The 13,874-nt window shown below is 45.6% G+C and carries 9 protein-coding genes; 3 read left to right on the top strand and 6 right to left on the bottom strand.

Annotated elements, in window-relative coordinates:
• Positions 1-16: 16 nt before the first annotated feature.
• Positions 17-1,957: a glycoside hydrolase family 13 protein gene (locus BK120_RS17925; RefSeq protein WP_083682135.1), complete on the top strand. Its 1,941-nt coding sequence runs from the start codon at positions 17-19 to the stop codon at positions 1,955-1,957.
• A 209-nt stretch (positions 1,958-2,166) separates the two neighbouring features.
• Here the strand turns inward: BK120_RS17925 and BK120_RS17920 are convergent, their stop codons facing one another.
• The 6 genes from BK120_RS17920 to BK120_RS17895 all read right to left on the bottom strand — a co-directional run bounded on the left by BK120_RS17920 (position 2,167) and on the right by BK120_RS17895 (position 11,258).
• Entirely contained in the window at positions 2,167-4,350 is a 2,184-nt protein-coding gene (locus tag BK120_RS17920; RefSeq protein ID WP_076268850.1) for a glycoside hydrolase family 88/105 protein, read from the bottom strand.
• Positions 4,351-4,517: 167 nt separating this feature from the next.
• A complete protein-coding gene (locus BK120_RS17915; protein WP_076268849.1) occupies positions 4,518-5,810 on the bottom strand; it encodes an ABC transporter substrate-binding protein in 1,293 nt (430 codons plus the stop codon).
• A gap of 55 nt (positions 5,811-5,865) precedes the next feature.
• Positions 5,866-7,569 carry a response regulator gene (locus tag BK120_RS17910; RefSeq protein ID WP_076268848.1) on the bottom strand — a complete coding sequence of 568 codons (1,704 nt, stop codon included), beginning with the start codon at positions 7,567-7,569 and terminating at the stop codon, positions 5,866-5,868.
• Between the two features lie 19 nt (positions 7,570-7,588).
• On the bottom strand, positions 7,589-9,352 hold the full coding sequence (locus tag BK120_RS17905; RefSeq protein WP_076268847.1) for a cache domain-containing sensor histidine kinase: 1,764 nt from the start codon (positions 9,350-9,352) through the stop codon (positions 7,589-7,591).
• Between the two features lie 173 nt (positions 9,353-9,525).
• A complete protein-coding gene (locus BK120_RS17900) occupies positions 9,526-10,377 on the bottom strand; it encodes a carbohydrate ABC transporter permease (protein ID WP_372239003.1) in 852 nt (283 codons plus the stop codon).
• On the bottom strand, positions 10,374-11,258 hold the full coding sequence (locus tag BK120_RS17895) for a carbohydrate ABC transporter permease (protein WP_076268846.1): 885 nt from the start codon (positions 11,256-11,258) through the stop codon (positions 10,374-10,376). Before BK120_RS17895 ends, BK120_RS17900 begins: the two co-directional genes overlap by 4 nt.
• A 252-nt stretch (positions 11,259-11,510) precedes the next feature.
• Here BK120_RS17895 and BK120_RS17890 point away from each other — a divergent pair, with 252 nt between their 5' ends.
• Positions 11,511-12,470: a LacI family DNA-binding transcriptional regulator gene (locus tag BK120_RS17890; RefSeq protein ID WP_083682127.1), complete on the top strand. Its 960-nt coding sequence runs from the start codon at positions 11,511-11,513 to the stop codon at positions 12,468-12,470.
• Between the two features lie 121 nt (positions 12,471-12,591).
• Complete coding sequence (locus BK120_RS17885) at positions 12,592-13,869, top strand: MFS transporter (RefSeq protein ID WP_083682126.1); 1,278 nt, start codon at positions 12,592-12,594, stop codon at positions 13,867-13,869.
• Positions 13,870-13,874 lie beyond the last annotated feature (5 nt).

Here is a 13,874-nt window from a genome sequence, read left to right as displayed (position 1 = left end):
TGAAGGAGCGATAATCATGTTATTAGAAGCTGTTTATCACAGACCGAAGCAAAACTGGGCTTACGCCTACGACGGAAAGACGCTGCACCTCCGCTTGCGTACCAAAAAAGACGATGTTGCTGTAGTTGAAGCAATCGTCGGCGACAAGTACGCGTGGGATCAAACGATTACAACGGTCCCTATGCATATTTTCACTTCGGATGCACGATTCGATTATTGGGAAACTTCCGTTATCCCTCCTTTTCGGAGACTGCGTTATGCGTTCCGTTTAATAAGCGGAGATGAGGCGATTATTTTCTCGGATAAAGGTGTCGAGCTTACACTTCCCGATAACTCAAATTCATTTTTTGATTTCCCATACATTAATCCAATCGATGTATTTGAGCCGCCAGCTTGGGTGAAGGACGCTGTCTTTTATCAAATATTCCCTGAACGCTTCGCGAATGGCGATCCTTCGATCAATCCTGAAAATGTGCTGCCTTGGGGCGGCGAGCCTACGCCAAAAAACTTTTTTGGCGGTGACCTGCAGGGTGTAATTGATCACTTGGATCATATTTCAGCACTTGGCATTAATGCGGTATATTTCACTCCGCTGTTCGAAGCAACGACCAATCACAAGTATGATACACAGGACTACATGAAGGTTGATCCGCATTTTGGCACAAATGAGAAGTTAAAGGAATTGGTTGATGCTTGTCACGCCCGCGGCATTCGTGTCTTGCTTGATGCGGTATTCAATCACTCAGGCAAAACCTTCCCTCCATTCGTCGATGCTCAGAAGAACGGACAGCAGTCAAAATATGCGGATTGGTTCTATGTTCGGGAATGGCCGCTGCAAGTGGTGGACGGCGTTCCGACGTACGAGACCTTCGCATTTGAGCCGCTTATGCCAAAGCTGAACACCGAGCATCCTGAGGTGAAGCAATATTTGTTCGAGGTAGCTCGCTACTGGATCGAGGAGATTGGAATCGACGGCTGGAGATTGGACGTTGCCAATGAGGTTGATCATCAGTTTTGGCGTGAATTCCGTCAAACGGTAAAAGCAGTGAATAAAGACGCTTATATTTTGGGCGAGATTTGGCATGATTCGATGATGTGGCTGCAGGGTGATCAATTCGATGCGGTTATGAACTACCCTTTCACGAATGCAGTTCTTGATTTCTTTGCTTATCAAACGATTGATGCTTCTGACTTCGCTAATGCGATTGGAGCGCAGCTTGCAGCGTATCCGCAACAGGTAACAGAATCGGCTTTCAACCTGCTCGATAGCCATGATACGCCTCGTCTGCTTACGATCTGCGAGGATAATACCGATGCGATGAAGCTTTCTTCGCTCTTCCAGCTGACCTTCCCTGGAACCCCATGTATTTATTATGGCGATGAGGTAGGCATCAATGGCGCTGGCGATCCAGGCTGTCGCAAATGCATGGTGTGGGACCCAGAGGAGCAAAACCGCGAATTGCTCACGTTCTATACCGACGCAATCGGACTGCGCCACAAGTACAGCGCGCTTCGCAGCGCTGATATTCGCTTCGTGCACGTTGGCGCAGCAGATGGCACCTTGGTCTATGAGCGTCGTGAAGGCAGCCAGCGGCTTCTTATCGCGATGAATGCTCGCGGCGAAGCTGCTGATTTGAGCTTCGTAATTGAAGCTCAGCCGACTGATTGCAACGCTGCTCCTCACGCTGTTGCTTTTAGAGGCTTCACTAGCAGCGAAAATGCTAAAGCTGCTGCTGCTGAAGCTAAGAATACAACTATAAATGCTGCTAATGGCAGCCTCTCGACTGCTTCTGTAGTCACGAAGAGTAGTAATATATCTACATGGTCTGTATTGCTGTCCAACACCAGCACACTTGCTCAAAACTCCACCATCGCAAGCAATGCTGCCGGCAAGCTGCAACTTAAACTTCCGGCTTATGGTTTTGTTATTTTAGAACAGACTGCAAAGAATGTTTAACCCATATTTCTAGCATGATGCTGCAAGCTAAAACGCCTTCGGCGTCCTTCTGACGCTGAAGCAGCTTAGACGGTGAACTATAAGATAAGTATGAAAAATAATATACTTTCTTATATTTTTAAAAAAGGGAATGCTTCACTGGTTATTAACCATGAAGCATTCCCTTTTCATATTCGCAAAAGCTTTAATAGTTTGAGTATTGGAGGAGGCTAAATCGTTTCAATACCTCTCTTTTGTTGAAGCCATTCCTTAAGCAGAAGCATTTCTACTCCAGCGAGCAGAACAATGCCAATGCCATGCGTATCATTGAGCTGTGTATGCAAGTCGTACTTATAATAGTGACTCGAGAAAGAATAGCCCGAGCCACGGCATACACCATATAAATTCCCCTTGGTATCCATGCAGTGCCGGGTCAAACCTTCCCATGCTCGAAATGCACTTTCAGCATAGGCAGATGCATCTGGCAGCCAGCCGCTGCACACGCCCTTGGAATAGGCATAGATGAACATAGCCGTGCACGAGGTCTCCAAATAAGCATCCTTTTCATCAATAACTTGTCGCCAAAGCCCTTCATCACTTTGATAGCGGAGATAGCTGGCACTTAGCGATCGGAACATGTCCAGCAGCTCGCTACGCTGCGTATGTTTTTCGGGCAAAACAGCAAGCAGCTCTGATAACGAGAAAAGTACCCAGCCATTCCCACGTCCCCATGCAACATCGGTCGCCATTCCATGCTTAAAATCAAATACATGCGACATAATGCCTTTCTCTGGCATAAGCAAATACTTCTTGTATAGCAAGAACTGGTTTGCCGCTTCAGATACATACGCCTCATCCCCAGTTAGCTGATAATAACGGCATAGAAAAGGTACGGCCATATAAAGATCATCCGCCCACAACGTATTTGTCCCAGTCGGATTCTCACGGTAAAAAGCTCCGTCAGGAAGTCTTTCCTGCACATTCGCTATATAATGTCCGATTTCATAGGCAAGCGCATCCGCCCCAGGCAGCTGTTCATGTTCCTTGAATGCTTCCAGCATAATTGAACCGAATGAGCCGCAATCATCAAGACTGTCGATGCGAGCCATCGGATGAAGAATGCCCGGCGCGCCATATTGTTGACGATCCCACTTCATGTATGCATACCATGATGTGGTTTGACCAACGTGTTCAGTCACGTATCGCACAAGATCGCTCCGCTTAAGCTTTCTACCAGCCTGTAACAACCCGTATAGTGTGACACCTAAAGGATAATTCCATTTGCCAAACAAAGGTGCCTCCATATAAGGACGGACCCAAGTACCAGGAGCATCCATCCTCCAATAGGTTCCATGTTCTCCGTCTTCAAAAATGCGATACAGCTCTTTAAGCTGCTCTATATCGGGAACATGCTTTTCGATAAACGGTCCTAGATACAACCAATTTCCCAAGCAGCCCTTTATCTGCATAGGGTTTGTGAACGTCAATTGGCTTTCGCCTAGCCAAACTTCTGCATGAACCCCCCATTCACTCGTTGCCGTTTGTTTGATAATAAGGTTATGCTCACCGAAAGACATTTCAATAGGCACATCAAATTCACCCGTCTGGTTGGTTTGAAAAACCTCTTTTCCGTCAATATACATCGTTATCTTGCCGGCGGTGCTTCCCTTAATACGGCATTCAACGCCATATCCCGGTACATACAACCGCGCCCATGCAAAGCCCGTCCGTCCTTGTGCCTCGCCAAACACTCGCGACAAAGGCGATTTAACTTGCTCTTGTTTTGGCCAACTTAGCCTTGGATACCACTTCAACGTATCCTCAAGCTCAGACTGGCCGTCTCTTGGCAGCCGCTCAATAGGCAATGAATTGTGAATCGGTTCACTGTATAACCAGCCCTCCTGACCTTCACGTTCCTTTGAAGCGACGACGGAATGGTATATTACCCATTTGGTGTTCGACGTACCGAATAAGCCGCCAAAACCAGCGCGTGTTTTCGTATATTTCAGCACCACGTCATTCCAGCCTTTGCCGAGCACTGCGCTGCATCCCCTTGTTCGCCCCTCATTTTCTTCATGCGGCAAGCTGCGAAATACACTCCTATTATTTACGAAGATCTCAAGTGGACAGCAGGCTGTCACTGACCAATGCTGCTCAGTATCCGAAGCATCGCTCCATACTTTCCCCCATACGTAGCAATGCTGTCCCGGCAGCGCTTCTGGAAACCGATCCTCCAGATCGAATCTATATCTAAAGTCCTCCGCACGCTGGATGCCTTCACGATTAAAGGCTCGATATACGTACGGCTGTGCAGGATGTTCGGCTACATAACGGTTGGATAAGCCCCGTATTGCAGCTAAGATGTCCGCACCCGTTTTCTCATACATGCTGCCTTGTTCCTGTAAACTTGTCATTGCACATTGCTCCTTCTTTTTATGATGAGAAAAAAGGCGTTCCCTCCTCGCAAGGATGGAACGCCTTCGCCCCCGCCTCATTATCCGCGTCCGTGCGCATGCTTCCGATAATGCTCTAGCGATGTCCCAGCAAGTTGCTTGAATACCTTCGTGAAATGAGATGCATGCTATTTCAAGCTGGCTTCCGTATCGGCCGCAAGCTTCTGAATCGTTTCATACGCCTTATCCGGCGTTGTTTTGTTAAAGATAACGCTTTGAATCGTATTATTCATATCTCTTCCGAAATCGTTATAACCAGGAGGCTGAGCCGTAAAAGGCTGAGCATTCTTAGCGATCTTCTCCAACATTTGCTGGCCTAGCTTATCCGCATCGGTCAAGTCTGCCTCGATTGCAGCCATCACTTCATCAGAAACAGGTGTTCCACGCTCCGTCTTCAAGATTTTGCCAGCTTCCGGATCATTTAGCAGCCATAGGACAAACTTCTTCGATTCCTCCGCCTGCTTCGTGCCTGCAGCTATAGACCAATAAAATGTCGGTTTTAGCCAGCCGCCCGCTTCTGTGTCAGAAGGGAATGCAGCTACACCAAGCTTACCTGGCAATAAGCTGTCGTACGCAGCAATTTGCGAGGAATGTGTGCCTTTCATTAGAACCTTGCCCTTAACGAGTGAATCGAACTGTGTGTCTAGCTCTACGTCTGAAATGGTCTGCTCTGCTGGTGCTACGATACCGTCTTTACGCATATCACTCCAAATAGTGGACCATTCCAGCCATGTGTCTTTATCCATGTTCAATTTGTTGTCTATATAGAAAGGACCTTTTCCTTCTGCATGCTGATAAGCACGGTATTCCAGCTCACCAGCAGAGAAGTCTCTCGATAGATACATCCCTTCAGGCAATTTAGTACGCGCATCGCGGGCCATTTTGAAGAAATCATCCCACTTCCAGTCTTCCTTCGGCTCTTCAATGCCATATTGCGTAAACAACGACTTGTTGTAAACGATTCCATAACTGTTTCTTCCTGCTGGAAGCGCTACTTGCTTGCCCTCTACAGCTCCCGTATCCAATAGTTTGGCATCGAGCTTAGACAAGTCTGCACCTTCCCAGTCGAGCAATTGATTTCTTGTGGCGTAATCCCCTAGGTAAGAGGCATCCATTTGAAAAATATCCGGCATATTGCGTGCAGCAGACAGCGTAGCCAGTTTGTCCCAATAACCATCCCAGCCCGAATACTCCGACACGATCTTCACGTTCGGATTTTGCTCCTCATACAGAGCGATCGCTTTCAAGGTAGCGTCATGCCGCGTTTGTGAGCCCCACCACATTACTCTCAGTGTAATGTCCTGCTTCCCCCCTTTGTTCCCTTCTTCACCCGCAGCATTATCATTTTTGCCGCCGCAAGCTGCCAGCGAAACCGTCAAAGCTGCAGCCAGAATGACAGTCAGCCATCTTTTGGTTTTCATTTTTTTAGCCCCTCCTTGGATGTTTGTGTTGATACACTCGAATGGTAACATAGCGCTAATCCGCTGGATACGAGGTGGATGTCCGATTATTTTCAATATTTGACGATAATGCGGAATTGTACGTTTCAAACAGCTGTGTCGGATTCATTCCCGTATATTTTTTAAATAATGTGCTAAAATAAGGCACGTTTTTGTAGCCAACCTTGTCCGCCACCTCATAAATAAGATGTTTCCCTTCCATGATTAGCGACTTCGCTCTCTCCATCCGCACCTTGGTTAAATAAGTGTTGAAAGTGTCATCCGTCGTTTTTTTGAAAATATGGCTTAAATAGCTGCGCGACATACCGATCTCGTCCGCTATATCTGTCAACGTCAGCTCCTTATCATAGTTCTCGTGAACATATTGAATAATAAATTCGACGGCTTGAAGATGCTTTACATTAGCATTTGCATGAAACTGCATGCCAATCTGCTGCAGCTTTCCGATGAGCCACAGCTCCATCTCCTTGGCCGAGGTTAACGATTCGATGGCGGAATATGCCTCGTCATTTGCATGAATGTGCTCCTGTACAACACCCGCCTGAGACAAAGCATGGACGATTACTCCCCACAGTTCCGCGCAAAAATGTCGAATATAAGCCATCGGTATTTTGTTGATGCTGTCCTGCTGAATAATAAACCGCTGTATAATAGCGATCGCTTGGTCAATTTGCGCATGTGCGACCGCCTCAGATAGCTCCTGATACATCTTGAACGGATATAGTCCCTGCTTCAGCTCCTGATAAAGCTGATATTCTTCCTTCGCCAACGAGTCCGGCATCGCAAACACCTTATGCTCCTTGCTTAACCGGCGGCTTTTGAAATAAAGTGCATGAAATCCTTCCTCTGTCGATGCGGCAATCTCTCGCCACTCGCGCTTCATACCGCCGATGCCTACTACGATTTCTATTTTCAGGAATGAATAGACCGCTTGAGCGATACGTTCTGCCAGCTTCAGCGCCTTAGCCTCCGCCGCTGCGCATTCATCATTTCCGCTTATATGCAGCAGCAGCGCACAATGATGGCTGTACAGCTCGACAAGTGCCGATTCTGGAAATCCCTCTGCGGCAATCTCCTCAATGATGTTGCTCAGCGCAAAATAAAACAAATTATGATCAACAATCGAGAGACTGCTGATTCGTTCCGTTCGCACCATTTCGATGATTAATACAAGATGCCCCTTATAATTCCAAGAACCAAATTTCTGGTTCACCTCTTCAATATCACTGAATCCTGTGTCCCGGGAACCGGTAACAACGTAATTCATCCATTTTCTTTGAACATAGGGCTCATAAAACATCAGTTTTTCTTTTATTCGCTCGTTCTGCTGCTGTTCATTCATGACGGTCTCAAGCTCCGAGATTGCCTTCGACAACACCTCTTTCATCGTCGTTAACGAAATAGGCTTATTTAAATAGTCATCCACTTGCAGCCGAAGCGCCTGTCTTGCATATTCAAAGTCCGAATAACCTGACAACACGATAATTTTTCCCGCGAATTGCCTCTCACGCAGCTGCTCAATCATTGCAAGTCCATTCAAGATCGGCATGTAAATATCGGTAATAACGATATCCGGCTGCTCAGCCATAATGAGCTCGAAACCAGCATGACCGTCCTGAGCGTCTCCGACCACCTCAATGCCAAGCTCCTTCCATATGCTGATGCCCCGCATAATTTGAATGATTTTTCGCTCATCTTCAATAATGACTGCTCTCCACATGGTCGTTCCTCCTAAAATATCAACGATAGTAATTGGATTTATCACGTTTGGGTATAAGAACGGTGACCGAGGCGCCTTCACCGAACACGCTTGCGACTTCTATCCCGTAAGGCGATCCAAACAAAGCTTCAATACGCTCCTCTACATTACGGATGCCGTAGCCGCCCATCTTCGTCTGATGCTGCGGCATTTCGGTTTGTGATGGGCGAAACCCATTTCCGTTATCTTGAATGACAAAAGCGATGCCCTCTTTATGCTCTAATACCCGGATGTGCACGGAACCATTTTGCCTGCCGTGAAAGCCGTGCATGACGGCATTTTCGACAATTGGCTGGAGCAGCACCTTCGGCATATAATAGGTTTCGAGCGAAGGAGGCAATTCAATCGATACGCTCAGCTTAAAAGGCTCCATCCTAATCTGCTGAATTTGCAAATAACTTCCTATATAAGCCAGCTCTTCCCGAACGGTTACGATCGTATCACCGTTAGACAAGCCAATTCGGAACATTTTCCCCACCAGCTCTAGCACTTCACTAATTTTGGGTTGATTGGCCTCAATAGCCATCCAATTAATCTGATCCAGTGTATTGTACAAAAAATGTGGATTAATCATCGCCTGAAGCGCTTTGACATCCAATTCCTTCTGCTTTATATATTGTTTCTCCAAATGTGCGTACAGCTCCGTAACGCGTTCAGTCAAAGCATCGTAGCCTCGGAACAAAATACCGAATTCATTCGTATAATCGCGAGGCATTTCTGACTTCAACCTATCGACTGAAAAGCGGTCCATTCCTTGCTTCAGCGTCATGATCGGCTTCATAAATTGTCGTGAGAATAAAAGCGTAAAGAAGAAGGCTATAAGAATGGCTGCAATGCCGATCGCTCCCAGCATAAAAGCAATTCTAGTGCTGTCCTCTGAAATCCCCTTTAAAGGCGTGAATTGAATGACCTGCCACTGCGCATTTTCATCCCCTGATTCGGTGACGAAATAAGTTTCCCCAAGCTCTACCTTTCTACCGCTTAAATAGCTCGAATTATCGTAATAACTTTTAATCATATCGCGCAGCCAAACATTTTCCTCCCGCGCGAAACCTGCATCCGTAATCATTTGCTGGCCATTGCCCATGAGCACACGCTTAATGCCGCGATTTTTGTTACTTTCATTTAGCAGCGTGTCCTGCACCGCCTCTGGCTTCATCCCCAGCACAAGCACGCCGAGAAATTGATTTGTATCGGAATATATTTTTTGCGCGAAGCCGATAGCCTTCTTGTTCTGATTCGCAGCAGCAACTTCTCGTTCACCGATCCACGCATAATCGCTTTGGCTAACGATTGGATACCACTCCTCCTGCGGCAAATCTTCCATTTCTTCAAACGCAGCCGGCAGACCCACATTGGGAAGTGGATCATGCATGTACACTTGTACGGAGCTGAGTACATCATTCCAGCTGTATACGATATTGGATAAATAATAGCTTAAATCTTGTTGGGCTAGTTTTCTGTTGTATACATCACTTTGCCTATTTTTCAAATAGTCGAGCAGAGCCTCATTTCTCGTAATCGACAATGCAACCTGCTCTACCGAGGTCATTTTGACATCAATGCGTTTGCCAACCTCATCGAGCAGCTCCTGCTGATAGACAGACACCTGCTTGGACATATAGGCAGAGGTCACCTGGTAGCTTACAGCCATAAGGAGGATGAGAAACAGCACCAAAAAGCCTCCGAACGTAAGCATATATAAGCTGCTCATGCGATACGTTTTGAACGGATTTCGAGACATGCAGAATTAACCTCCCTTGCCGATTTGAACGGCGTTAGCATAGAATTGACCATACGACAAAATGGACAAGACGAACCGCTGCTCCTTTAAAGCTTCCTGACGTCTAAGAGTCATGAAGCTTAAGAGAGCGCGGTTCTCTGTCCATTTCTTTATTTTATAAACATGGTTAAGTATTACCCTTTTAGCCCCGTTGTTGCAATTCCTTCTATAAATTGCTTCTGTGCCATGAAAAAAACAATGACCGACGGAATAATCGACAACAGTGACATGGCTAGCATTTGTCCCCACTCAACGCTTGATTGTGAGTCCATAAACAAACGAAGGGCTAGTCCGACCGTGAATTTCTCGACGCTGTTGATATAGAGCAGCTGCTGGAAAAAATCGTCCCATGTCCATAGAAAGGAGTAAATAGCCACGGTGACTAACGCTGGTTTAATGAGCGGCATAATGATGCGGAAATAAATACCGAATGTACTGCACCCATCAATTTTTGCCGATTCATCAAGCTCACGAGGTATGCTCCTAATGAATTGTACGAGCAGGAAGACGAAGAATCCGCCTCCCCCAAAGAAATGAGGCACAATAATCGGCAAATACGTATTGATCCAATTAAAATCAAAAAACATAACGTACTGCGGGATCACAATAACCTGAGAAGGTATCATCATCGTTAGCAATAACAGTGAAAACCATAGCTTGCTGAACTTAAAGTTTATTCTTGCGAAGCCAAAGGCGACCAAGCTGGCTGTAGCCACGGAGCCCGTGACGCTAAATAATTCTATAATAAAGGAATTCGTAAAAAAGCGGCTGAACGTATGATCTGGAATCGCAGTCCAGCCCTTCACGTAATTGCTCCATTGCGGATCGCTTGGGAAGATGCCCGGCAAGCTCATTTCCGCATTGGTTTTAAGTGAAGCTCCAAGCCACCATACGATAGGATAGATCATGACCAGACAAACAAGGATTAAAATAAGATGCGTTGGAAGATTCCTGTCTTTCATCCACTTCAACGTCTTCAACATCATCTTCCACCTTCACTTTCATAGAACACCCAATACTTTGATATCGCAAAATTCAGCGCGGTAGCCGCAGCAATAATTAACAACAGCACCCAAGCAAGAGCTGAAGCGTAGCCCATTTGGAAAGCGCCAAAAGCTTTTTCATATAAATAAAGAGCGTACATATATGTCGATTTTAGCGGGCCACCTTTTGTAATGATGAAAGCCTGTGTGAACATTTGAAAGGAGCCAATCAAACCAAGAATCAAGTTAAACAAAATGACAGGAGAGAGCATTGTCAGCGTCACGCTGAAAAACTGCCTGAGCTTGCCTGCTCCATCCACAGATGAGGCTTCGTACAGTTCTTTTGGAATTTGCTTTAATCCTGCAAGAAAGATAATCATCGCCGAACCGAACTGCCAAGCCTGCAGCAAAACGAGCGTGCTTAGCGCCGTATCTGGATTCGTCACCATACTCATGTTCTCGATGCCAAACCAGGATAGCAGCTTGCTGATGAAGCCCTCTGCTCCAAAAATGTTCTTCCAAAGGACAGCCACTGCGATACTTCCCCCAATGAGCGATGGCAAATACATAATGGTCCGGTAGAAGGACATTCCTTTAATTTGCTTATTTAGAACGATAGCGACTAACAATGCAAACAATAGCTTGAGAGGTACAGCAAAAATAACATAAGTAAACGTTATTCCTAACGATTTCGAAAAATTGGGATCTGCCGTAAACATTCTTTTATAATTGTCCGTTCCTACCCAGCTTCCAGGCTCCAGCAGCGAATAATCGGTAAACGAAAAGTATAACGATTGAAGAGCCGGATATAGTGTTAACAAAAAAAATCCGATTAGAAACGGGGATATAAATAAATATCCAGTTAAATTCACGTAAGACTTCATTGCTGCACCTCTTTTTCACGTATTGTCTGACTAACCTCGGTTATTGTCATTATAGAGGCTGGATGACATCGCTTAAATGAGAGAGACGTGTGATTTCTTTCAATATCGGACGAATTAGCATAAACGTGAACAAGACATAATCAGTAAATAGCCCCTGTACATTTATTAATTCAAGTTGGCTCTAGACAGTAAATAATCATTTATGCAATAATAACTTAAACGATTAAGTAGTGAAAGGATGTCTCTGTCTCTATTTTCTGCAGCAGTCGTAGAAGGAGTTGTATCCCCATTAAAAAAGCTACGCTTAAGGACATTGCTAAGGCTGCTCAAGTATCTGTAGCTACTGTCAGTTATGTACTCAACAATGTCTCCAATCAGACGATACCTGAAGAAACAAAATGCCGTGTCCTCGATGCAGCTAAGCAATTGAATTATGTACCCAACCTTGCTGCCAGATCACTGGTCAAGCAAAAGTCTGGATTGATTGGCATTCTGATTAACAGAGCGGAAAATGAAGGCTTCTGGAAGCAGTTCCGTTATTCTCAGTTTATTAATCGGCTGGAGCGGCTGCTGACGGATCGCGGCTACCACGTTGTATTATTCAGCTTGGATGCCTCAAGCCCAAATCTCGATATTATCTCGGAACGCAAGCTGGATGGCGTATTTGTTGTTGATGTTAAAGAGGAAAACTTCCACCTGATTTCAAGCCACTTCTTTGCTGACGTCCCTTTAATCGTTGTGGACAGCATGATTGAAGATCCCTTATTTTATAAGGTTAATTATGATTATGCTGATGCCTTCACTTATGCATTCGCATCGCTCTTACAACCTAAGGAAAGCTTTTTGATAATCGACAGCTTCAACAATGCAGACCTCGTTAACCATATTTGTACTCATTCAGGAATAGGACGCGATCAAATCCACGTTATGGATAAAGAGCATGACTTAAAGGCATTCCTCGAACACAATTTGGATCGGACCGGCATCATTCTGAACGAATTTGTCGCCATCTCAGCAGCTAAATATGTTGATCCAACAAGCTTAGCCATCATTTGTACGGCAGGCTGTCCGGAAATCGCCCCTGCTTCCGCTTCCAAGATATCGTTTGGCGATCGCAAGCCAGAAGAAGCTTTCCAGCTTATGATGCAGCTGCTGAAAGATCCGAAGTCTGGCCCTGCGAATAAATATGTTCTTGTAAAAGCTGATAAATAAGTAATCGCAGAGTAATCTCTGCTTTTTCTATATCAACTTAAACGATTAAGTTATCCTCTATATCCTTAATATCTGCAGTTAATTATTAACCAAGTCAATCATTCTTATAGGAGGTTATATTATGCTCGGATTAGCAAAAGAATCAAATGGCAGCGCACCTAATCTTCAACCGCAAGAAGGTTCTGCTTCATCTCTGTGGAAAAACCGTAATTTCATCGCCGTGTTCTCCAGCTACAGCTTATCGCTGCTAGGCAATACCTTTCATAGCATCGCGCTAAACTTGTGGGTACTGCAAACGACAGGTAGCGCCAAGCTCATGTCCGTCGTACTCATTACCCATCTCGTAATCAGCATGCTGTTCGGTTCCTTTGCAGGTACGATTGCGGATCGCACCGATCGTCGCACGTTGATGTGGGTGACAGATATTATCCGTTTTGTGCTCGTCGGCGCCATCGCTGTACTTGTGTACTTGCCTAATATACCGTTTATTTTTATCGTTATTTTGACTGCCATCGTCGCATTTGCAGGGGTTATTCGAACGCCTGCCTTTCAAGCTTCGCTCGTCGAAATTATTGATAAAGAACAAATAGCCAAGGCTGTTGGGGTAATCAATATATCGGATAACATCATCCGAATATCTGGCTTTGCTCTTGGAGGTATCGCTGTTGCTGCATTTGGCGGGGCATTTGCAATTGCTATCGATGCAGTAACTTTTCTGCTCTCAGCAGCGCTGCTGCTCTTCACAGGCAAGTTCCCCTATGCAGCGGCTAGAGATACGGAGAAGGCGCAAACCACCTTTAAAGAGGATCTCAAAGCAGGCTTCCGATACGTATGGACGGATCCATTTGCCAGAGCAGCCGTTATTTTATTACCAGTAGTTATGTTCTTCTTTCTATCCACCTTCATGCTCATTCAAGTCATGGCCATCAATGTATGGCATGCAAAACCGTTTGTATTCGGACTTATGGAGGCGTGCATCCCACTCGGTTATGTCGTAGGCTCCATTCTAATTATTAAGCTCGATACAAGGTTAAAAGGCAGAGGAAAATGGATCATTGGAAGCATGATCCTTATGGGTCCTATGTTCATCGCCATATCGCTAATGTCATCTGCATTTGCAGCATTGCCGCTTATCCTTCTCGTTGGCTTCCTCTTCTCCTTCAGTACGACGATCATCTTTATCGCACTTCGGGTAGCCATTGATCCTTCGATGCAAGGCAGAGTATTTGGACTCATCGGTGCTCTAACAAGCGTTGCGCCGCCAGTCGGCTTAGCCGTATTCTCAACTCTATCTGATATACACGGACCTGCCGTCATCATAGCGATAAGCGGCGCAGCAATGCTCATTATTGGCTGCATCTCCTACATGTATATGAAGGAGATGCGTCACTTCAACTAAAGGAA

Source organism: Paenibacillus sp. FSL A5-0031, assembly GCF_001956295.1.
Taxonomy (GTDB): Bacteria; Bacillota; Bacilli; order Paenibacillales; family Paenibacillaceae; genus Pristimantibacillus.
This window is presented reverse-complemented; position numbering and strand designations above follow the sequence as displayed.

Coding starts and splice junctions, on each gene's coding strand:
- BK120_RS17925 (WP_083682135.1), top strand. CDS start 17: ATGTTATTAGAAGCTGTTTATCACAGACCGAAGCAAAACTGGGCTTAC.
- BK120_RS17920 (WP_076268850.1), bottom strand. CDS start 4,350: ATGACAAGTTTACAGGAACAAGGCAGCATGTATGAGAAAACGGGTGCG.
- BK120_RS17915 (WP_076268849.1), bottom strand. CDS start 5,810: ATGAAAACCAAAAGATGGCTGACTGTCATTCTGGCTGCAGCTTTGACG.
- BK120_RS17910 (WP_076268848.1), bottom strand. CDS start 7,569: ATGTGGAGAGCAGTCATTATTGAAGATGAGCGAAAAATCATTCAAATT.
- BK120_RS17905 (WP_076268847.1), bottom strand. CDS start 9,352: ATGTCTCGAAATCCGTTCAAAACGTATCGCATGAGCAGCTTATATATG.
- BK120_RS17900 (WP_372239003.1), bottom strand. CDS start 10,377: ATGATGTTGAAGACGTTGAAGTGGATGAAAGACAGGAATCTTCCAACG.
- BK120_RS17895 (WP_076268846.1), bottom strand. CDS start 11,258: ATGAAGTCTTACGTGAATTTAACTGGATATTTATTTATATCCCCGTTT.
- BK120_RS17885 (WP_083682126.1), top strand. CDS start 12,592: ATGCTCGGATTAGCAAAAGAATCAAATGGCAGCGCACCTAATCTTCAA.